The organism is Paenibacillus humicola, from assembly GCF_028826105.1.
GTDB lineage: Bacteria > Bacillota > Bacilli > Paenibacillales > Paenibacillaceae > Paenibacillus_Z > Paenibacillus_Z humicola.
Genome location: NZ_JAQGPL010000001.1, coordinates 371,873 through 392,040 on the forward strand (window position 1 = coordinate 371,873; position 20,168 = coordinate 392,040).

Genomic DNA, 20,168 nt, shown 5'->3' on the forward strand with positions numbered 1-20,168 from the left:
CACTTCCATTCGTCAAAAGTCCCTCTATTTTTTATTTTTCGACAGGAATGAAATGAGCCCGCCCGATACCGCACGTTTCGTTTCTTCTTCCGCCCTGCGGGCATCGTTCCGGATGCCGCCCGCGACCCCGGCCTGGAAGGCGGCCAGCATCGGCGGCACGTCCGGAATCGCCCTGAGCCGCCGGCCGTAGTCGTCGGCGATGTCCGCCAATCGGTCCAGGCAGCCGCGGCGGTAGACCGCTTTCTTCACCTCGCGTTCGTCCAGCACGGCGTCCCGCTCTTCCGCCGCAAGCGTTTCCCGCACCAGCGTCAGAAAAGCGCTGCAGCCGGGATTGCCCAGGTCTTCCCGCCAATCGGCCCAATCGTCGGCAAGCTGCAGCGTCGCAAGCGCGAGATCGACGGCCTCCTCCAGAGCGCCGATGCGCGCTTCCTTGCCGGCCCGGATCAGCAGCCCGGCGGCGCACAGCTTGACCGGCCCCGATTTGCGCGCGATCCGGCGCGGGTCGCGCGGATCCGCAGGAATCCGTCCCTCGTCCGATACGGCGGAGGCCCAGTCCTCGAGATAGACGCGGCAGCGGGCCCAAAACGGCGACGAAGAGGGAAAATGAGCGTCATACCGCTGCTCGAACAGCCGCTGGGACAGCTGGCCGAGGGCGAGGGCGCGGCGGACCGCCGGCCCTGTCATATTCGGCGCCTGATCCATCGCGTCGTCCAGCAGGCAGAAATGCAGCATCGCATACAGGTTTCCCGCTGCGAGGTCGCGGCAAAGCGCCGGGTCGCAGGCGAGCTGCTCGTTCAGCCAGAAGGGAAGCAGGCAGCCGATATAGTTCGTGCCGCCGCTTTGCTTCAGCGGGTTGAAGCCGTCCAGCAGCGCCAGCCCGTCCGCATTCAGCGGAGCGGGAAACCGCGCGATTTCGGCCGCCGCTTCCGCGAAAAGGCTTTCGATCTCCGCACGGAACGGTTCCATCCAGTTCATTTTGGCCGCGTCTCCTTCCCCCGGCAATCGGCCGATACCGGCCTTTTCCTTTAACATTACCGCGTGCGGCGTCCGGTTACAATCCCGTTTCCCCCCTGCTCCGGTGAAGGCCGTGGAGCGGCCCCGGCAGCGCGGCTTCGAGGCAATGGGGCCGCCGATGTAGTATAATAATTCAAAATTGGCAGAGGTGATGGCGGTTGGCTTCGATTTCGGATGTGGCCCGGCATGCGGGGGTATCGGTAACGACGGTTTCCAAGGTGATCAACAATTACCCGGACGTCAGCGAGAAAACCCGCAAAAAAGTAAACGAAGCGATCACCCTCCTCCGTTTCGAGCCCAATGTGGTGGCGCGCGGGCTTGTGAAAAAACGATCCTGGACGGTCGGCATCCTGCTGTACAATATGATGACCAATCCGTTCGTGGCCGAGCTGACGGCCGGCATGAAGAAGGCGCTGGAAACGAGCGGCTACGATCTGCTTCATCTGTCTGCGGATTTCGACGACCCGCATTATTCCATCGTCCGGCACTGCGCAAGCCGCAACGTGGACGGCATCGTCGTCTTCGGCATCGGCCGCGAGCACCGGATGCTGCTGGACCTGCTGCAGGCGGAAATTCCGGCGATGTTCGTCGATACCGATCTGATCGGCCGGCGGGCCGGCTACATCACGGCGGATAACCGGGACGGCATCTTCAAGGTGATGGAGCATCTGGCGGGGCTTGGCCACCGGCGGATCGCTTTCATATCCGGGAATCTCGGCTACGTGGCGGGGCACAACCGGTTTGAAGGCTACAGGCAGGGGCTGGCGCATTTCGGACTTCCTTACTATACCCATTACGTGGAAGTGTGCGATTTTACGATGGAATGCGCTTATACGGCCATGCAAAGGCTGCTTTTGCTGCCGGAACGGCCGACGGCCGTCGTCTGCACGTCCGATCTGATGGCGATCGGAGCGATGGAGGCGGCCCATGACGCGGGGATGAAGGTGCCCGGCGACGTATCCGTCGTCGGGTTCGACAATACCGCGTTCGCATCCGTAGTGAAGCCGGCGCTGACAACGGTAAACCAGAACATTTTCGCGATCGGCGAGAAAGCGGTCGGCCATTTGCTGGAAATGATCGACAACCCGGATTACTCCCCGCCCGTGCATATCGAGCCGGTTGAGCTCGTCGTCCGCAAATCGACGGCACCGCCGCTGATCCTATGAGCCGAATGAACGTCGCTGCAGCCGAAACCCGCCCGGAAACGGACGGGTTTTTGAGTTTTCGCAGAGCTTGTTACTTTTGAAGAAGGCTCAGCATCAGAGCTTTCTGCACGTGCAGCCGGTTATCCGCCTGCCGGAAGATGATCGACTGCTCCGATTCGATCAATTGCTCCTCGATTTCGTAACCCGGATGAATTGGCATATCGTGCATCACATACGGCTTCCTGTTCGAAAAAAGCTCCGCCTTCAACTGGTAAGGGAGCATCGTCCGGATGCGGCGCCTTTTCTCTTCCTCGTATTCCGGACTGTTCACAAACTCCATATCGACCCATGTATCGGTGTAAACAAAATCGGTCCGGGACAGCGCCTCGTCCAGGTTGTCCACCCGCCGAATATGTCCGCTTGCTGCAGCCGCCCGCATGAGCTCCTCATCCCGGGCCGCTTCATGGACGATGGGGGTTACCAGCTGTAACTGCATGCCGAGTGTCAAACATCCGGCGATGAGCGAGTTGGCGACATTGTTGTGGATGCCGACATAAGTCAGCGTAATGCCTTCGAATGTGCCGGCTGTTTCATAAATGGTCATCAGGTCGGCCAATGCCTGACAGGGATGATACTTGTCGCAGCAGCCGTTAATGACGGGAACGGAGGAATATTCCGCGAGCTGAAGCAGGTCCTCGTGCTTTTTCAGCCGAGCCATGATCAGGCTGCAGTTTCGGGATGCATACCTGGCCTCGTGCGAGATCGGCGAAATGCTGAAATTACTGGAATCCCAATCCATGACCGTCGCGTACCCGCCCATCTGATGGATGCCTGCATGAAACGACAGATGCGTCCGTGTCGACGTTTTCTGAAACAGCATAAGGATTCCGATGTTCCTGCAGGCCTCCTCGTATTTCTTGGGCTGCTGCTTGACGGCAAGTCCATTATGGATCAGGGTGTACAGGTCGTCTTCCCTCAGCTCTTTTAAAGACAACAGGTTGTTCAAACGATCACCTCAATATGAATAAATATACACTATTATGTATAGTAATTGATTTTATGCAGCCGGAACCGGAAAGTCAACGAGAAAATATTTCGAGGGCGGCTCCCCCAAAAAAACAAGACCCGGTCAGCCGGGGTCTTGTACAGGAGCGGGAATTGATGTCCGCTATTCATCTATGACCGCCGATTCGATTTTGATATAGGTAGAAACAAGTTTTCTGGTTGAAATTGGGCATCTAATCTTAAAGTTTATCTAAAGTGATAATGTCCACGGACCTAAACCCGTCGGGATCTGCGAATTTTTTAGTACCGTTTTAATGAGGACGGGCTGTAGTTTTCATGAAAGGAGGTGAAAAACAATGGAGAACGAGAAAAAGGTTTGGGAAGCTCCTATGCTCGGCGTTCTTGACGTGAGCGAAACGAAGTATGGCAAAGGTACCACGAACATCGACTTCGTAACGACGGACGACCTCGACATTTACAATCCGAGCTGATCGCTTTCATGACGCCTTTGAACGCAGCTGGAACAGCTTCATGTACATAGAGACAACCTGCAGATTTTAGATTTGAAGCTTGGATCGCCTCTCGAAAGGCGATTTTTTGTTTTTTACCCGGCACTCATGCCGTCAATTGCAAGGGATGAGACCGGGTCAGACGCGCAACGGGTCACCAGAACATTAAACGGGTCACGACGCCGATAGAGAAGGGCGTCTTTTTTATATACCATGGATGTACAGCTGACATGACTGTGACAATCGGCATCACGAATCGGCGGCGCTGCAAGAGGGGAGTCCCCGAGGCAACTCCAAGACCTGGCTTAAGCCGGCATGAACCGGTTTGGCATAATCCCATCCTTTTTTAAGGGAGGTCCAGTATTCGATGATGAAATGGAAAAGCAAAGCTTCATCGGTGACCGCGCTTCTGCTCGGCACCGCCCTCATTGTTTCCGCTTGCGGAGGGGGCGAAGGCAATACACCCTCGGCGGGCGGCGGAAGCGCCGCTGCCGGCGGCAGCTCCGGCGAACCGGCGGCCGGAGGCGACGGAGCGGCGGGCGCCGCATCCCAGCTTAAACCGTACAAGCTGAAGCTGGTCTATGAAGGTCCCCCGCAGGCCGACGAAGCGATGGTCGAAGACGCCATCAACAAAATTTTGGTGAAAAAGATCAATGCTACGCTCGATCTCGAGCCGATCGACTGGGGCGCATGGGACGATAAGGTCAACCTCATGATCGCCTCCCGCGAGCCGGTCGATGTTTTTTTCACGGCGCAGTGGAACGGATATTCGAAAAATGTCGCGAAGGGCGCTTTTCTGGACCTCGGGGATCTGCTGAAAAAGTATGGGCAAGGCATTACAAGCTCGCTCAATCCGATTTTTCTGGAAGGCTCGAAAATTAACGGCAAAAACTATGCGGTGCCGACAAACAAGGAGCTCGCCTTTGCGGGCGGGGTCGTCTATCGCAAAGATATTGCCGACGAGCTCGGGCTGGACATGAGCAAAGTGAAGACCGCGGAAGACCTGGACGCGATCTACAAGGTTGTGAAGGAGAAAAAGCCGGATATGATCCCGCTCTATATGCAGGGCGGGTCGTTCGGGCAACTGACGGAATTCGATTCGCTCGGCGACGGAACGATTCCCGGCGTTATCTCGAAGGAAAGCAGCGATACGACGGTCAAGCTGGCGGAGGAAACGGACATTTATAAGCGCTACCTGAAGCTCGCCCGCGACTTTTTTCTGAAGGGGTACATTAACAAGGATGCCGCGACGACGCAGCTTTCGAGCGGCGATGCATACAAAGGCGGCAACGTCTTCTCGACGATCGAACCGCTGAAGCCGGGCAAAGCGGCGGAGATTGCCAATGCGGCCGGCCTTGGCGGCAAGCTGGAACAGATTTATTTAACCGGCAAAACGGTGTCCACCTCCGAAACGGCCGGTGCGATGCTGGCCATCTCGTCGACGTCCAAAGATCCCGAGCGTGCGATGATGCTGATCAATCTGCTGCATACGGACAAGGATCTCGTCAACCTGCTCGACTTCGGCATCGAAGGCGTTCATTATACGCTGAACGGCGACATCATGACGCCGACCGCCAAGACGAGCGGTTATTCCCCCGGCGTCGCCTGGGAGCTCGGCAACCAGTTCCTCAATCATGTGTGGAACACGGAAGCGCCGGACAAATGGGAGCAGTTCACAAAATTTAACGAGGGAGCCAAACCGTCGCCCGGTCTCGGTTTCGTCTTTGACAACGACCCAGTCAAAGCGGAGGTCGGCGCGCTGGCGAACGTCATCAAGCAGTACCAGAAAGCGGTCGAAACGGGCTCGGTTGACCCGGACAAGGTGATGCCCGAATATATCGCCGCGATGAAAGCGGCCGGCGTCGACAAGGTCATCGCCGAGAAGCAGAAGCAGTTCGACGCGTTCCTGGCGAGCAAAAAAAGCTCTTGACCGCCGCGGCGAGCGGGACGTAACGCCGAATAGGAAGGCTGCAGCGCGGAAACGGGCCTGCAGCCTTCTTTTCGTTCCGCTATAGGAAAGGTTCCCTTTTCGTTTGAACCGCCGCCAATAGACGGCATGTTTCTTTTATGGTGCCGGGTAGAGGGCGGTGAGGTGAAAGCGGTGCCGTGAAGACTTGTGGATGAAAAGGTTTATTCGATGCAAATAAAAGTCATTACGAATCTGATTTAATGCCTGAAATTCGCGGCATTAATCGTTAACAGGCTTAAATGTGGATTGTGTGAATATATGCAATTTCAATTCGAAGAGGTACCGTCCCGGGGAAACCTGGCGATTCGTACCGGATGCCGGCGCTTCTTGCCCGCGAGAACGGCCGCATCAATCAAGATGGCCAGCGAGAGCCATGCGCCCCCGGCCAAATAGCCGCCAAGAACATCGCTCGGGTAATGGACGCCGAGATAAATCCGGCTGATGCCGATCGCAGCGGTCATAAGCAGGCAGAGCGTTACAAGTACGGCTCTGCCGGCCCTGCCGCGGGCGGCTCGCCACAGCAGAAACGCAAGCGCGCCGCAGCATGCGGCAGCGTCCATCGCGTGACCGCTCGGGAAGCTGTAGCCCGTAATGGGAATGAGCCGGTGCATATCCGGCCGGGTCCGGTGATAGAAGGCTTTCAGCAGGGGATCCAGCAGCTCGGCTCCGGCGAAAACGGCCAGAAAAAAGACCGGTCCGCGCAGGCGGCGCCGCAGCTTACATAGAAGCGCTGTAACGGCAAGCGCCAGCGTGCAGATCCCGATGCCGGAACCGATCCAGCTGAAAGCTTTCATCGCGAGCGTTTCCCCCGGCGACTCCAGGATGGCGACCCGCGCAATGACGGCGGCGTCAAACCGGTTGAATCCGTACGTTCGCACGGAAGCGGCCGTAATCAGAAATCCGGCGCCGAACGCCGCGAGCGTCAGGCAGGCGATGAACAGCCTTCTGCCATGCTTTGGCGATGCCTTGGACCGTATACTCACGTTTTCCCCTCCCGCTTACAGATGCTGTACGAGCTCGTCAATCGGAAGACTCCGGCCGCTGTGCATGATGCTGGAATCGCGGAAGACTCCGGCAGCCATGCATAATGCCGGCATCGCGGAAGACTCCGGCTGACGTACCATGATGCCGGCGTCGAGGAGGACTCATTTGGGCCGAACGCGTTCGGCCGGTTCCGGCACGCCTGCGTTCCGGCGTCTGCCGCTGCGGCGAATTCCGTAAACGAGAAGCGCGGCGATGGCTGCGGCGATAAAAGCAGCCGCCAGTACGCGGTTTACGATGTGATGGTAATGCTCCCACTTAGGGCCGAGCAGCGAGCCGAGCGTAATGAAGACGCCGGTCCACACGAAAGCGCCGGTATAGGAAAACGCGGCATATCTGGCATAGGCCATGCGTGTGACGCCGGAGAAATATCCCGTAAAATGGCGGATCCCGGGGATATAGAAGGCGATGAGCAGCAGCAGGTTGCCGTACCGTTCGAACCAGCGCGACGTGCGGTCAAGCTTGTCCGGTCCGAGATGAAAACGCCGCCCGTGCCGCTCGAAGAACGGCCTGCCGAGCCGGAAGCCGATCCAATACGACAGCGTAATGCCGGCCGTAACGCCGCCTCCTGCCGACAGAATCGACAGCGGCAGGTTCATTTTGCCTTCGAACACGAGCAGACCGGCATAACTCATCAGCACTTCGCCGGGAAGCGGGAGCGCGAGCATCTCCAGCAGCAGGGCGGCAAACAGGACCCCGTACCCGTAATGAACAAGCCATGCGTTTAAGGTATGCAGCAAAAGGAATCCCTCCTCTAAGTATTGTAAGCGTCAGAAGGGGAATTTAGCCAGCATACGGCATGCTCTGACGCGGAAAATCAGGATGAAATCAAAATTTAATGGAATTATCATTTGGCATTCAGCTTCATTTAAGGTTCGGCCGGTATACTTCTAATCAACGACCCCCCTTTAATATAGAACGACTTGGGCCCGCGAATTTTGCGGGCCACTTTTTTTTGTCCAAATAGGCACCGTCGCCGCTGATGCATGTTCTCCCGGCCGAGCGGCTCGCGTTCTTTTATCGCCGGAATGGGCGCAAGTCCTTCACCAGCAAGCGGCTAAGACCGGCTCGTTGCGCGTCCGTTTTTGCGCGTTCGACTGTCGCCAAGAAGCGTTAGAATGACCATGATTATTTCATCGATAAGGATTTACCTACGTGGTGTAATATTATTCCTGTTGACAAGTGAAAGCGCTAAATATATGATAAAAATCGTCAAGATACAACATAGATCTATGTTAGATCTAATTTAAATTCTACTACCCTCATGAGATGAGTTGACAAGATGGATCAAGAGGTTATTGCAACGTATCTCATCGAAACTCCGCATTCGCTGCAAAGGGCCGCTGAAGTGATGGCCGGCGAACAATCCACGGGGACGTTCGTATCCGTGCCGGGAGAGACGGCCGAACTGAAAGCGCTTCACCAAGCGAGGATCCTAAGTATAGAAGCGTTGGAGGAGCATGGCTCGCCGGCGCTGCCGGGGGCTTATCTTGCGCCGGATATGGAGAATCCGGTCTATCGAAGAGCTATAGTACGACTATCTTTTCCTCTCCACAACTTCGGGCCCTCGCTGCCGAATCTGCTCTCTACGGTTGCAGGCAATTTATACGAGCTGCGGGAATTCTCGGGATTGCGTCTGATCGATTTGGAATTGCCGCCCGCTTTTGCAGCCAGATACCCGGGACCGCAGTTTGGTATTGAAGGAACGCGTAAAATAGCCGGCGTGCACGGACGTCCGCTGATCGGTACGATTGTCAAACCGAGCGTCGGCCTACCGGCGGAGGCTTACGGGCCGCTCGTTCGAGAGCTTGCCGATGCCGGGCTTGATTTCATCAAGGATGATGAGCTGTGCGCGAATCCGCCTTACGCCCCTTTCGAAGAAAGGGTTCGGGCCGTGATGGATGAATTGAAGAGAGCGGCTGACCGCAATGGCAAAATGGTCATGTACGCTTTTAACATCACGGACGACTTGGATGAAATGAAAAGGAACCATGACCTCGTTCTGCAGGAAGGCGGCTCTTGCGTGATGGTTAGCATCAACAGCGTCGGTCTGGCAGGTGTGGCCCATCTTCGCCGGTATGCCGAACTGCCCATTCACGGTCACCGGAATCAATGGGGGGCCATGACGCGAAGCCCGCTGCTGGGCATGAGTTTCACCGCTTACCAGAAGCTGTGCCGCTTGGCTGGGGTTGACCATCTGCATACGAACGGATTGGACAGCAAGTTCTCGGAATCCAATTCATCCGTAGTCCGGTCCATTAAGGACTGTTTGCAGCCTATGCTGGGCGGATATACGGTTATGCCGGTGCTCTCCTCGGCACAATGGGCGGGCAGCGCCGTCACGACTTACCGCGCCGCTCGAACGGTGGACGTCATTCATTTGGCCGGCGGCGGAATTCTCGCTCACCCGGGCGGAGCTGCCGAAGGCGTGCGCAGCATGCAGCAGGGCTGGGAAGCTGCCGTCAAGGAAATCGAATTGTCCGTTTATGCCGAGTCACGCCCGGAACTGCGGGAAGCCATGCGGGTGTTCGGCAGGAAGTAACCGTTTAGGGCAAACAGCCTGGAGGAGTAAAACGATGAGTAAAAACAGACAGCTTCTGCTCGCTTTCTACGGGGATGACTTTACAGGATCTACGGATGCCATGGAAGCTCTGGCCCTAAGCGGTCACAGGACGGTTTTGTTTCTCGCAGCCCCGTCGCCGGACATGCTAAGCCGTTTTGAGGGCATCCGCTGCGTTGGCGTCGCCGGAACAAGCAGAGCGAAAAGTCGGCCTGAGCTGAAGAAGGAAGTAGAATCGGCGATGGAGCGATTATCGCTTCTGGATGCGCCGGTCGTTCATTATAAAACCTGCTCCACCTTCGACTCGTCCCCTGACATTGGCAGCATCGGCGAAGCGATCCGGGTATCGCGCGGCTTCTTTCCGGGTCAACGGACGGTCCCGCTGCTGGTCGGAGCGCCTGCACTGGGAAGGTATACGCTGTTTGGCCAGCACTTTGCCCGAATGGAAGGAGAAGTATACCGTTTGGACCGCCATCCGGTCATGTCCCGCCATCCCGTCACGCCGATGCACGAAGCGGATTTGCGGCTTCATCTGAAGGAGCAGCTGGACGAGGAGATCGGCCTCATGAATATTTTGGAGCTTGAAGGCGATCCGTCCCTCGTGAGCGAACGATACCGGCGGAAGCTGAGTACAGAGCCATCCGTCCTGCTGTTTGATGTTCTGGGCGAAGACACGCTTCTGACAAGCGGTCAGCTGATCTGGGATGCGGCTCAGGGTGGCCAGCGGTTCGTTGTAGGCTCGTCCGGCGTCGAATATGCGATGACGGCCGTCTGGGAGAAAGCGGGGATTGCCAAAACCGGGCGGACAGCCGATTCCGCCGGTTTGAAGCCGGCGAACCATATTCTGGCGGTTTCCGGAAGCGCCTCGCCGGTCAGCCGGAAGCAGATTGAAACGGCCATCGATCAGGGGTTTCACGGGATTCGCATTCCTGCCGCGGCGCTCGCCGATTCGGAGAGCATTCCTCGAGCGATGCTGGAAGAAGCGGTCCGCATGCTGAGCGGCGGGAAGAGCGTGGTTCTTTATACGGCGCTGGGTCCCGAGGACGCTTCCATTGCCGAGACTCGAGACCGGTTGTCGGCGCAAGGAATTGCAGGCTCGCTGACAGGCGAACACATCGGCCGGCAGCTCGGGAGATGGACGAAACGGATCATTCAGGAAGCGGGATTAAGAAGGGTCGTTATCGCAGGCGGCGATACCTCCGGATTCGTCACCGGCGAAATGGGGATCTATGGGATGGAGATGCTGGCCCCGATTTCGCCAGGCGCCCCCTTATGCAGGGTCTATTCGGAGGATGCCGGCATGGATGGAATCGAGCTCGCTTTGAAAGGCGGACAATTCGGCGGCCCGGATTATTTCGCCCGTGTACGGGATGCCGGTCTATAATAAGGACAAGAAAAGGAGAGAGGGGAAAGCAGGCAATGGAAGGGAAAGGTACAGGCATTCTGCTGAAAGATATTGCTTACGATCAGATCAAGGAGCGCATCCTTGACGAACGGTTCGAGCCCGGCCGCTTTTTATCGGAGCGGGAGTTAATTGAAATTCTTCAGATGAGCAAAACCCCGATCAAAAATGCGCTTACCCGTCTGGAATCGGAAGGATTCGTGACGGTATCGTCCAAGCAGGGGATTATTATCAACGACCTGGCAATTAATCGGATCATCGATATCTACGATCTCAGGACGGTCCTGGAAACCTACAACGTCCAAACGGTTTTGGGCCGGCTCAATGAAGAACAAAGCGATCTGCTGCTGAAGAACCTTCGGGAAACCGAAGCCATCGTCAAAACGCTGGACATTAAAGCCTTTTGCAAAGCCGATCACGAATTTCACTTATTATTGTGCCGGTTCGCCGGCAATGGAGAGGTTTACCGCGTTCTGATGAATTATCAGGATCATCTGATCCGGATCACGCTCCGCCATCTTCGGAAGGATCCGCACCGAATGGTGGGGTTTTGGCAGGACCATGTCGAAATTTACGAGCTTCTGAAGCAAGGCAAGCCCGAGAGCATCGGGAGGATGCAAGAGCATCTCCAGAGCTCCAAGAAGAAAATGTTTTTGTAAATCAAGAAGCAGCTGGCGAAGATGAAATGGAGGACAACCATGAAAGCGGTTTATGTGCAGGACGCTTACAGCGTGATCGTCAAAGAAGTGGATATACCGCCGGTTGCCGCGGGCGATGTGCTGATCAAGGTGAAGGCGGCCGGAATTTGCGGCTCGGATCTTCATACGTACAAAGGGCTTCACCCTTTTCGCAAGCCGCCGGTTATTATCGGACACGAGCTTTCCGGCGAGGTGGTGAAGGTCGGCGAAGCGGTCACCCGTTTCCGGGCGGGCGACCGCGTGACGGTCGAACCGCAAACCGGCTGCGGCGCCTGCGAATACTGTCTGACCGGCAAAATCAATTTCTGCGAAAATCGCGGAGCGCCGGGGATCGGGAACTGGTACGGAGCGATGGCGGAATATTTTGTTGCGCCGGAGCAAACGGTGTTCAAGCTTCCGGACACGATGGATTTTGAGCAAGGGGTGCTTGTCGAGCCATTTGCCGTCGGTGTTCATGCCGTGCGCAAAGCGGGGATCGGAGTAGGAGATAAGGTCGCCGTTCTGGGCGCGGGCCCGATCGGACTTCTGGCCATGGCGGCGGCGAAGGCTGCGGGAGCAACAGCGCTTCTCGTGACCGATATTGTGGATTATGCGCTGGAAGGCGCGCTGAAGATGGGCGCCACGCACACCCTGAACATCAGGAACAAAAAGGAATGGACGGAAGAAGCAAAGCGGCTTGTCGGCGGCAGCTTCGACAAGGTATTGGTTGCAGCAGGCGTTCCCGGAATTATCGATCAATCGCTCGCGCTTCTGCGTAAAGGCGGACGCGTCGTCACGATCGCCATGTTCCACGGCGACCAAACGTTTAACATCCATAACCTGCAAAATCAAGAAAAAGAAATTGTCGGCTGCATGACGTATACCCGCGAGGATACAATAACTGCGATCGATATGATTGCTTCGGGCGTCGTCGACAAGAGCGTTATTATTACGCACCGTTTGTCTCCGGAGCAGGCGGCGGACGGCTTCCGGATCGTCGACAAAAAGGAAGAATCCTCGCTTAAAGTGCTGGTCACCTTCGATTAGTCCGCGTATTGGAATGAGGCTGGCTTCAGCCTGTGAGGCGGGGGCCGGCTGTTACACCAAGATTTTTCATCACACTTCATATGGGGGGCAACAATCCGTGTTAAAGAAAACGATTGCAATCTCGGTCATGATCGTGCTGCTCTTTGTAAGCGCTGTAGCATGCGGGAAAAGTGACGGAAACAAAGCGGCAGCGCCGGATGCTTCGGGAAATCAAGGTTCGGGCAAAGCCGTCAAGCTGAGACTTGGACATATCACGGGCGAATCGGATGCATGGCATAAAGGCGCGCTTAAGTTTGCCGAACTGGTAAAGGAAAAATCGAACGGCACGGTTGAAGTGGAAGTATACCCGAGCTCAACGCTCGGCAACGACCGTGACCTGATTGAAGGCATGCAGCTGGGCTCCGTCGATTTCGCGCTTGTAGCGGGCGTATTATCGAACTTCTATGAGCCGTTCTCCATTTTGGAGCTTCCGTACCTGTTCCGCGATCAAGATCATATGGAAAAAGTGCTGTATGGCGATATCGGTACGAAGCTGAAAGCCGACCTGCTTACGAATGCGCAGGTTCGCGGCCTTGATTTCTGGGTAAGGGGTCCCCGCGAATTGACTGCGAATAAGAAAATTGAGAAAGTGGAAGACTTGAAAGGCCTTAAAATCCGCGTTCCTGAAATTCCCGCTTCGATTGCAGCCTGGAAAGCGATGGGCGCATCGCCGACCCCGATGGCTTTCGGAGAAGTGTATTCTTCCTTGCAGACGGGTGTCATCGACGCTCAGGAAAATCCGTTCGCTTTGATAGCCAGCAACAAGATTCAGGAGGTTCAATCCCACCTCATGCTGACCAACCATGTATACGGTTACGTCTTGCTGACGATGAGCGATATCACCTACCAGAAGCTGAGTCCGGATCAGCAAAAAGCGGTCGAAGAAGCGGCGAAAGAAGCGACGACCTTTGAGAACGATCTGGTTGCCAAACAAGAGGTTGAATTGCTGGATTCCCTCAAGAAAGACGGCATGGAAGTCGTAGAGCTCGATACGGCTCCTTTCATGGAGAAAGCAAAAACCGTTCACGGCGAATTTGCCCAAAAGTACGGTCAGGAATTATATGACAGCATCATGAACGTGAAATAAGCAAATCCGGAGTAATGCGGGCATCCATGCGATAACCGTTCGTATGGCTGCCGGTTTCCGTTTCCTCCGAAGGAAACGGGCCATTTCTTCATCAGGAGGATTACCTCAATGAAAGCATTTATGAAGGGCGTCGACATCATGAACAAAGTCGTGGGCATCGTGGTCGGTTCGATGCTCGCCGTGATGTCCGTCATCATTGTCGTTCAAGTTTTTTGCCGGTTTGTCATCGACTATCCGCTCACATGGTCCGAGGAGGCCGCCCGGTATTTGATGGTTTATACGGTTTTTCTGGGCGCTTCTCTGGCGCTGCGCAACCATAAAATGATTGCGATTGAGATTGTGATTGAAAGCGTGAAGCCGAAAGTAAGAAAGGTTCTTCGCATTGTCGTGATGCTCGTCTCCCTCGTGTTTTTATTCATGCTGTTGTTCAAAGGGATGGATATGGTCGGTATTGTAGGCAAACAATCTTCGGCGGGGATCGGCGTTTCTATGGACATCCCTTATATGGCCATTCCGATCGGAGCCGCACTAATGATCATCAACGCGATTGCCGTTATTATCGAATTCCTGACGACGGACGACCTTGATACGTCGGAAGTTTCGGAAGCCCTTAAGGCAGGTGAGCAGCTGTAATGGGAATCATTCTATTCGTCTGCCTTATCATCTTCTTTGCGCTTGGCGTTCCGATCGCAATCTCCATGGGTCTTGCGGCGGCAACGGCGATTTTATGGAACGGTGGAACGCCGTTAGTCGTCTTGGTTCAACGCTCTTTCACATCGATCGATTCGTTTCCCATCATGTCGATCCCCTTCTTTGTTCTGGCAGGGGTATTAATGGAGCATGGCGGGATATCCAGAAGGCTCGTTGCCTTCGCGAACGCGTTGACGGGTCATTTTTCCGGAGGCTTGGCCATTGTCACCGTCGTGACTTCGATGTTCTTCGCGGCCATCTCGGGATCAAGCGCGGCGACGACGGCCGCACTTGGCAGCATTCTGATCCCGGCCATGATCTCCCGGGGGTACCATCGGAATTTCACGGGTGCCGTTCAATCCGCCTCCGGCGAACTCGGAGTTATCATTCCTCCTAGCATTCCTTTGATCCTGTACGGGATTTCGACGGAAACGTCGATCGGAGATTTATTCATGGCCGGCTTCCTGCCGGGAATCATGATCGGGTTGTCTTTGATCATCACCGTTTTTATTATTGCGAAGAAACGCCGCTATGCGAAAGAGAAAAGAAAATCGGGGAAAGAGCTGTGGATTGCGTTCAAGGAGTCATTCCTCGCTTTGCTTATGCCCGTCATCATCCTTGGCGGCATTTACGGCGGTTTCTTCACGCCTACCGAAGCCGCGGGTATTGCCGTAGCTTATGCTTTTATCGTCGGCACGCTTGTCTATCGTGAAATCAAAATCGGCAAAATCATGAATATCCTGACTACATCCGTCGTCACGACGTCGGCCATTATGTTCATTTTGGCGAGCGCAGGCTTATTCGGATGGATACTGACGAGGGAAGGAATTCCTCAGGATGTCGCTCAGTTCTTCATCGGCATTTCCGACAATCCGCTCGTTTTCTTGCTGCTGGTCAACATTTTCCTGCTCGTAGTCGGCATGTTCATGGAAACGAACGCCTCCATTATCATCCTGGCGCCGCTGCTTGTGCCTGTTGCGGTCACGCTTGGCATCGATCCGGTTCATTTCGGCATTATTATGATCGTCAACCTGGCGCTTGGCATGTGCACGCCGCCGCTGGGCATCAATCTGTTCATCTCAGCCTCGCTTGCGAAAATTAATTTGCTGCAGTTAACCAGAGGGATGGCGCCTTTCTATGTCGCGCTCTTACTGATGCTGCTTTTAATTACGTATTTCCCGCAAATTTCGATGTTCGTTCCGAATTTATTAAACTAAGTGTCTGTCGCTTAACATTGGAGGACAAGATCGCATGCCAAATGTAGAAACGGTAAGGAAACAGCTGCAGCATACAGGCAAGTATATGATGGAATATGAGCTGGCCTGGGGGAACTCCGGAAACATCAGTGCAAGAACCGAAGTAGACCGCTACCTCATTACCGCCAGCGGAACATTTCTCGGCGAGCTGGATGACGCGGATCTGATTGAATGCGATCTTGCCGGCAATACGTATGCCGCCTCAGGACGGAGAGCTTCCAAAGAAACTCCGATGCACCGGGCTGTCTACGAAAGCCGTCCGGAAATCAATGCCGTGCTCCACGCATCGCCGTTTTACAGCACGCTGGTCGCGGCTTCCAAGCTCGCAATCCCGACGAACTGGTTCATCGAATCCATGTATTACTTGGAGAAGGTGGAACGCGTGCCTTATTATCATCCGGGCAGCGAGGCGCTCGGCGAAGGTGTGCGCGAGAAGGCAAAATTGGCGAATATTTTATTGCTTGAAAATCATGGCGTCCTCGTTTACGACACTTCTGTACAAGAAGCCCGCATGGCCTTGCAAACGCTCGAAATGGCATGCCGCATGCTGATCGTTTCGCAATCGGCAGACATACCGATGTCTGGACTGCCTCCCGAAACGGAGCGGGCTTTTATCGAGAATGCCGCGTATAAGCCGAGAAGAAACTGGAATTTCTGAAACGGCTTTTCGGGCAGCAGGCAAGGGGGATTCATGGAACAACAGGCAATTCTAGCACTTTCCGTTTTTTTGGTCACCTATGGAATGATCATCGCCGAAAAAATTCATCGCACGATCGTCTCAATGCTCGGCGGACTGCTCGTCGTTATTCTCGGTATTGTAAACGTAGAGTCGGCAGTCGTCCATCATATCGATTTCAATACGCTGGGATTGCTGGTCGGGATGATGATCATCGTCAGTATCACCGCCAAGACGGGTTTGTTCACTTACATCGCGGTTGCCGCAGCCAAGAAAGCAAAGGGAGAGCCGGTTCGTATTATGCTGGCGCTGGCCGTGATCACGGCGTTGGCATCCGCATTTCTGGACAATGTCACGACCGTGCTCCTTATGGTGCCCGTTACATTCAGCGTAGCCAGGCAGCTTCGGCTGCATCCGTTCCCTTTCCTATTCACGCAAATCCTGGCGTCGAATATCGGCGGCACGGCAACCTTGATCGGCGACCCTCCCAACATTATGATCGGCAGCGCGGTGAAAGAGCTTACTTTTATGGCCTTCATCCATAACCTGTCCCCGATCGTAATGCTGATTATGGCCGTTCATCTCCCGCTGTTTGTTCTCTTGTTTCGCAAGAAACTCGAGACGGACGAGTCGCACAAGCGCGGGATTATGGAGATGGACGAGAGCGGACTCATTACCGATAAACCGCTGCTCATTCGCTGTTTGGTCATCTTGGGCATCACCATATGCGGATTTTCCCTTCACCAGGTCCTGCATGTGGAATCCTCGGTGGTGGCTCTGTCCGGGGCTTTCCTGCTGCTGCTGCTCGCCGGCGAGCATGCGATGGAGAAAGCACTTTCCCGGGTGGAATGGACGACGATTTTCTTCTTTGTCGGTTTGTTCATACTGGTTGGAGCACTTGTAGATACAGGGGTAATCAGCGATCTGGCTGTAAAGGCGATTGAGCTCACGGGGGGCAATTTAACGGCAACGGCCATGCTTATTCTTTGGATGAGCGCCATCGCCTCCGCTTTTATGGACAATATTCCTTTTGTGGCTACGATGATCCCCTTGATTCAGGAAATGGGAAACATGGGGATCGAGAATCTCGAGCCGCTTTGGTGGAGTTTGGCGCTGGGAGCCTGCCTTGGCGGAAACGGGACGCTGATCGGGGCCAGCGCCAATCTGATTACGGCGGGCCTGGCAGCCAAAGAGGGATACCCGATAACGTTTCTGAAATTTTTGAAATATGCGTTTCCGCTTATGCTATTATCGATTGCAATCTCCAGCCTTTATATTTATTTGAGATATTTGCTTTAATAGGATCGGCGGTGCAGGAGCTAATCTTGCTCCGCCGCTTTTCTTGAACGATAGGAAACGCCGTGATCGAGCCGATGCAGCGGTTGGCCGCCGATGATTTGACAAAAATATCACGGACGGCTGGAACCGGCTTCTCCGGCACAGCGTCGAACAAGGCGAGGGCCGGAAACGGGGGTCGAAATAGCCCCTAATCTGAGACGGCCCCTTTTACTTCTGATGGGAATGTAATTTTATTATTTCTGCTATTTGTTCTAGCCCGAACCTATGCTCGACCATATCAACGGTGAGATCCTCGGCTCCTTTGTTATCCATTTTAAAACGAAAGCCATTATAATTTAGAAAAATTACAAATGAAGTAAAGGCTGTTCGTTTATTAGCATTATAAAAAGCTTGATTTTGCCCTAAGGATTCAAACAGAGCTGCGGCTTTTTTGAATACTGTTGGATAAGCGTCTTCACCAAGAACAGATGTTTGTGGACGAAATACTGCTGATTCTAACAGGCTTTGGCTCTTAACCCCAATTTGCTCTCCAGGGCTGTATTTTTGAATTACAGCTACATTAATTGCTATAACCTCTGGTACAGAGAGAAAACGGATCGAATTCATTATCTATCCTTTAACCCCTTCAACGTTTCATCGTACTCACCCATAACTTCTGCAAGTGTATCCAAAAAGTCAGAACTGATTCCAGTAGGCAAAGATACTTTTTGAATTTTCTTAATGACAATTTCACCTTCACTTTCACGCACATCAACACGAACGGTATCACCTAAGTCTAGGCCTACTTGTTTTAATGCCTCAGTCATCGTAATACCGAGGCTATTTCCGAATTTTGATACTTTACGTTCCATCGTTATCACCTTGTTCATTATATTCTCTCCTTAGTAATAATGTTGAACTGTTATAACAATTATACATAAATACAGAAAAAAATAAATGTTTTTTACAGCGCACTTCAGTGCAAAAAGCCGCTTAGGGTCGAACAAGACATCTGCATCTAACACGATATTTCGTGCATTCGTCCGGCCTCCCTAGAACACGAATCTCGCAATTAGGCGAACACGAAAAAACGGCCTCTTCGTGATCAATCGATGCGAACGGAGGCCGTTTTTCGAATATGAAAATCATCGTCCACGGTGCCGGAAATCAGACTTACTTTCCAGCGCTTTCGGAAGTGAGGGGTCGGGACGGACAGGAAAGCCGGCTGTCCGCCGGCATGTCCTTCCATCAGGCGCCCGTCCGCATGCCTCGAAATTCGTTACCGAATTGCCCCGCAGGCGATCCGGCTACCGGAGTTGCCGGAAGGGTCCGTGACGTAGTCATCCGCCTTCTCGTGAATGACAAGCGCCGTTCCGCCCGGCTTCAGCAAAGAATTCGGCAAGCCCTTCTCGAGCGTGACGACCCGGGTTTCGATGTCCGCAGTTACCGTTCCGTCCGGCTTAACCGTAATATTCGGCAAATCTCCGGCATGGAAGCCCTTCGGATTGTTGAAGCCGTGCTGCTTCATCTGCGGATTCAGGTGCGCGCCGGCGGATTCGAAGCTGGGTGCGGTGCAGACGCCCGTTTCGTGAAAATGAATCCCGTGTACGCCCGGAGGGAGATTTTTCGCTTCGACATGCAGCCGGACCGTATCGCCCAGCTGGGTGATGACGGCGGTTCCGACCGATGCCCCTTTCGTATCGATCAAGCTGGCCGAAACCGGTGCCGCTCCGGGCTCGGATGCGGCAGCCTGCGGCGCCGCGAGCGCGGATCCGGCCAGCAGCAGGCTGAGTGCGCCTGCGCAGGTAATTGCGGCGAACGTTCTCATGTCCATGTTCCTCCTGATGCGGTTTTGAACTGCCTACTTAGCATTCCCCTTTTTCTGGAAAACAATGCGGCGAAGCATATCCCGCAGCGGGAAAAGGCCCGCAGGCTTATTGGCCTGCGAGCCTTCGCGAACGGAATATCCGGCGAGCCTCCCGTTATTTGATTTCAAAATCGGGCCTTACCTTGTCGAGGTTCGGATTTTCCCCGCATACCATAAGGCCCATGCCCCAATCGAAATGCGTGTTCACAGTCGGAAAATCGGTCGCGCTCCGGTACTGGAACAGTACATTGCGACGGGTCCGCTCGCTGCGGTTCGCCGGGGAGCCGTGAATCGTCAAATAATTGAAGAACAGCACATCCCCGGCTTCCGCCGGACAAGCGATACCGCTTGATACCGGATACTGCTTCGCATCGAGGTAATGGCGCCCGACATGCGGCAGCGGGCCGCTTTTATGCGAGCCGGGAATGACATGCAGGCAGCCGTTCTCCACGTCGGCGTCGTCCAGGTGAACGCTTGCCGCCAGCATCGTATGCTTCTCATGAGGAAAATAAGGATAGTCCTGGTGCATCGGGAAAACGGCGCCGTTCTCCGGCGGCTTGACAAGCATTTTGGAATGGTGCAGCTGCACGTTCGGGCCGATCAGCCGGGACAAAATCGCCGTCATATTCGGATGTACAACAGCCTGCGTAAACGCCGCGTCATGGTAATGCACGTCGTGAAAGCCTTTCAACACCAGCTTCTTCATCTCTTCGGGCGGGACGAAATCGCCCTGCCAGGCATGGTTGCCGTCGCGCTTCTGCTCGATCGCCCGCTTCAGTATGCCCTCCACGCCGGAGCGCATCGCTTCGACCTCCTGCCTGTTGAAAACACCTTTGACGAGCAGGTAGCCCTGTTCATTGTAAAATTCCGCATCCTGTGCTTTAATCACCGTAGAAGCCTCCCTAT

At 54.6% G+C, this 20,168-nt stretch carries 20 protein-coding genes; 12 read left to right on the forward strand and 8 right to left on the reverse strand.

Going from position 1 to position 20,168, the window contains the following annotated elements:
- Positions 1–24: 24 nt before the first annotated feature.
- Positions 25–975, reverse strand: coding sequence for a hypothetical protein (locus PD282_RS01725; RefSeq protein ID WP_274648669.1), 951 nt, complete (start codon positions 973–975; stop codon positions 25–27).
- A 197-nt stretch (positions 976–1,172) separates the two neighbouring features.
- On the opposite strand from PD282_RS01725, the gene PD282_RS01730 reads away from it, so the two are divergent.
- Positions 1,173–2,180 carry a LacI family DNA-binding transcriptional regulator gene (locus PD282_RS01730; RefSeq protein ID WP_274648670.1) on the forward strand — a complete coding sequence of 336 codons (1,008 nt, stop codon included), beginning with the start codon at positions 1,173–1,175 and terminating at the stop codon, positions 2,178–2,180.
- Positions 2,181–2,250: 70 nt separating this feature from the next.
- Here PD282_RS01730 and PD282_RS01735 read toward each other — a convergent pair whose 3' ends face one another.
- On the reverse strand, positions 2,251–3,165 hold the full coding sequence (locus PD282_RS01735) for an ornithine carbamoyltransferase (RefSeq protein WP_274648671.1): 915 nt from the start codon (positions 3,163–3,165) through the stop codon (positions 2,251–2,253).
- Positions 3,166–3,520: 355 nt separating this feature from the next.
- Between PD282_RS01735 and PD282_RS01740 the strand changes: the two genes are divergently transcribed.
- Positions 3,521–3,655 carry a paeninodin family lasso peptide gene (locus tag PD282_RS01740; RefSeq protein WP_274648672.1) on the forward strand — a complete coding sequence of 45 codons (135 nt, stop codon included), beginning with the start codon at positions 3,521–3,523 and terminating at the stop codon, positions 3,653–3,655.
- A 385-nt stretch (positions 3,656–4,040) separates the two neighbouring features.
- The gene (locus PD282_RS01745; protein ID WP_274648673.1) at positions 4,041–5,603 is read left to right on the forward strand and encodes an ABC transporter substrate-binding protein; all 1,563 of its coding nucleotides are present in this window, start codon (positions 4,041–4,043) and stop codon (positions 5,601–5,603) included.
- Between the two features lie 305 nt (positions 5,604–5,908).
- Here PD282_RS01745 and PD282_RS01750 read toward each other — a convergent pair whose 3' ends face one another.
- Both PD282_RS01750 and PD282_RS01755 read right to left on the reverse strand, forming a co-directional pair.
- Complete coding sequence (locus tag PD282_RS01750) at positions 5,909–6,625, reverse strand: phosphatase PAP2 family protein (RefSeq protein ID WP_274648674.1); 717 nt, start codon at positions 6,623–6,625, stop codon at positions 5,909–5,911.
- A 162-nt stretch (positions 6,626–6,787) separates the two neighbouring features.
- Positions 6,788–7,423, reverse strand: a complete 636-nt coding sequence (locus tag PD282_RS01755; RefSeq protein WP_274648675.1) for a DedA family protein — start codon at positions 7,421–7,423, stop codon at positions 6,788–6,790.
- A 542-nt stretch (positions 7,424–7,965) separates the two neighbouring features.
- Here PD282_RS01755 and PD282_RS01760 point away from each other — a divergent pair.
- The 9 genes from PD282_RS01760 (at position 7,966) to PD282_RS01800 (ending at position 17,416) form a co-directional block, all read left to right on the forward strand.
- Positions 7,966–9,225 carry a ribulose-bisphosphate carboxylase large subunit family protein gene (locus PD282_RS01760; protein ID WP_274648676.1) on the forward strand — a complete coding sequence of 420 codons (1,260 nt, stop codon included), beginning with the start codon at positions 7,966–7,968 and terminating at the stop codon, positions 9,223–9,225.
- 34 nt (positions 9,226–9,259) lie between these two features.
- Positions 9,260–10,627 (forward strand): four-carbon acid sugar kinase family protein, encoded by a 1,368-nt coding sequence (locus PD282_RS01765; protein ID WP_274648677.1) that lies wholly within the window; start codon positions 9,260–9,262, stop codon positions 10,625–10,627.
- 35 nt (positions 10,628–10,662) lie between these two features.
- The gene (locus PD282_RS01770; RefSeq protein WP_274648678.1) at positions 10,663–11,304 is read left to right on the forward strand and encodes a GntR family transcriptional regulator; all 642 of its coding nucleotides are present in this window, start codon (positions 10,663–10,665) and stop codon (positions 11,302–11,304) included.
- Positions 11,305–11,343: 39 nt separating this feature from the next.
- The gene (locus PD282_RS01775) at positions 11,344–12,369 is read left to right on the forward strand and encodes a zinc-dependent alcohol dehydrogenase (protein WP_274648679.1); all 1,026 of its coding nucleotides are present in this window, start codon (positions 11,344–11,346) and stop codon (positions 12,367–12,369) included.
- A gap of 97 nt (positions 12,370–12,466) precedes the next feature.
- Positions 12,467–13,495 (forward strand): TRAP transporter substrate-binding protein, encoded by a 1,029-nt coding sequence (locus tag PD282_RS01780; protein ID WP_274648680.1) that lies wholly within the window; start codon positions 12,467–12,469, stop codon positions 13,493–13,495.
- Between the two features lie 108 nt (positions 13,496–13,603).
- Positions 13,604–14,128, forward strand: a complete 525-nt coding sequence (locus PD282_RS01785; protein ID WP_274648681.1) for a TRAP transporter small permease — start codon at positions 13,604–13,606, stop codon at positions 14,126–14,128.
- On the forward strand, positions 14,128–15,402 hold the full coding sequence (locus tag PD282_RS01790; RefSeq protein WP_274648682.1) for a TRAP transporter large permease: 1,275 nt from the start codon (positions 14,128–14,130) through the stop codon (positions 15,400–15,402). The genes PD282_RS01785 and PD282_RS01790 overlap by 1 nt, the downstream gene beginning before the upstream one ends.
- A 34-nt stretch (positions 15,403–15,436) precedes the next feature.
- The gene (locus PD282_RS01795) at positions 15,437–16,099 is read left to right on the forward strand and encodes a class II aldolase/adducin family protein (protein WP_274648683.1); all 663 of its coding nucleotides are present in this window, start codon (positions 15,437–15,439) and stop codon (positions 16,097–16,099) included.
- Between the two features lie 33 nt (positions 16,100–16,132).
- A complete protein-coding gene (locus PD282_RS01800) occupies positions 16,133–17,416 on the forward strand; it encodes an ArsB/NhaD family transporter (RefSeq protein ID WP_274648684.1) in 1,284 nt (427 codons plus the stop codon).
- Positions 17,417–17,623: 207 nt separating this feature from the next.
- Here PD282_RS01800 and PD282_RS01805 read toward each other — a convergent pair whose 3' ends face one another.
- From PD282_RS01805 to PD282_RS01820, 4 genes are all read right to left on the reverse strand, one after another.
- Positions 17,624–18,022, reverse strand: a complete 399-nt coding sequence (locus PD282_RS01805) for a type II toxin-antitoxin system death-on-curing family toxin (protein WP_274648685.1) — start codon at positions 18,020–18,022, stop codon at positions 17,624–17,626.
- A complete protein-coding gene (locus PD282_RS01810) occupies positions 18,022–18,285 on the reverse strand; it encodes an AbrB/MazE/SpoVT family DNA-binding domain-containing protein (RefSeq protein WP_274648686.1) in 264 nt (87 codons plus the stop codon). The genes PD282_RS01805 and PD282_RS01810 overlap by 1 nt, the downstream gene beginning before the upstream one ends.
- A 389-nt stretch (positions 18,286–18,674) precedes the next feature.
- Positions 18,675–19,223, reverse strand: a complete 549-nt coding sequence (locus tag PD282_RS01815; protein WP_274648687.1) for a superoxide dismutase family protein — start codon at positions 19,221–19,223, stop codon at positions 18,675–18,677.
- Positions 19,224–19,377: 154 nt separating this feature from the next.
- Complete coding sequence (locus PD282_RS01820; RefSeq protein WP_274648688.1) at positions 19,378–20,151, reverse strand: phytanoyl-CoA dioxygenase family protein; 774 nt, start codon at positions 20,149–20,151, stop codon at positions 19,378–19,380.
- Between the last annotated feature and the right edge of the window lie 17 nt (positions 20,152–20,168).

Excerpts from the sequence above, each read along its gene's own strand:
- PD282_RS01765 (WP_274648677.1), top strand. The coding sequence starts at position 9,260 with ATGAGTAAAAACAGACAGCTTCTGCTCGCTTTCTACGGGGATGACTTT.
- PD282_RS01725 (WP_274648669.1), bottom strand. The coding sequence starts at position 975 with ATGAACTGGATGGAACCGTTCCGTGCGGAGATCGAAAGCCTTTTCGCG.
- PD282_RS01815 (WP_274648687.1), bottom strand. The coding sequence starts at position 19,223 with ATGAGAACGTTCGCCGCAATTACCTGCGCAGGCGCACTCAGCCTGCTG.
- PD282_RS01770 (WP_274648678.1), top strand. The coding sequence starts at position 10,663 with ATGGAAGGGAAAGGTACAGGCATTCTGCTGAAAGATATTGCTTACGAT.
- PD282_RS01785 (WP_274648681.1), top strand. The coding sequence starts at position 13,604 with ATGAAAGCATTTATGAAGGGCGTCGACATCATGAACAAAGTCGTGGGC.
- PD282_RS01760 (WP_274648676.1), top strand. The coding sequence starts at position 7,966 with ATGGATCAAGAGGTTATTGCAACGTATCTCATCGAAACTCCGCATTCG.
- PD282_RS01795 (WP_274648683.1), top strand. The coding sequence starts at position 15,437 with ATGCCAAATGTAGAAACGGTAAGGAAACAGCTGCAGCATACAGGCAAG.
- PD282_RS01805 (WP_274648685.1), bottom strand. The coding sequence starts at position 18,022 with ATGAATTCGATCCGTTTTCTCTCTGTACCAGAGGTTATAGCAATTAAT.
- PD282_RS01775 (WP_274648679.1), top strand. The coding sequence starts at position 11,344 with ATGAAAGCGGTTTATGTGCAGGACGCTTACAGCGTGATCGTCAAAGAA.
- PD282_RS01790 (WP_274648682.1), top strand. The coding sequence starts at position 14,128 with ATGGGAATCATTCTATTCGTCTGCCTTATCATCTTCTTTGCGCTTGGC.
- PD282_RS01745 (WP_274648673.1), top strand. The coding sequence starts at position 4,041 with ATGATGAAATGGAAAAGCAAAGCTTCATCGGTGACCGCGCTTCTGCTC.
- PD282_RS01800 (WP_274648684.1), top strand. The coding sequence starts at position 16,133 with ATGGAACAACAGGCAATTCTAGCACTTTCCGTTTTTTTGGTCACCTAT.
- PD282_RS01810 (WP_274648686.1), bottom strand. The coding sequence starts at position 18,285 with ATGAACAAGGTGATAACGATGGAACGTAAAGTATCAAAATTCGGAAAT.
- PD282_RS01740 (WP_274648672.1), top strand. The coding sequence starts at position 3,521 with ATGGAGAACGAGAAAAAGGTTTGGGAAGCTCCTATGCTCGGCGTTCTT.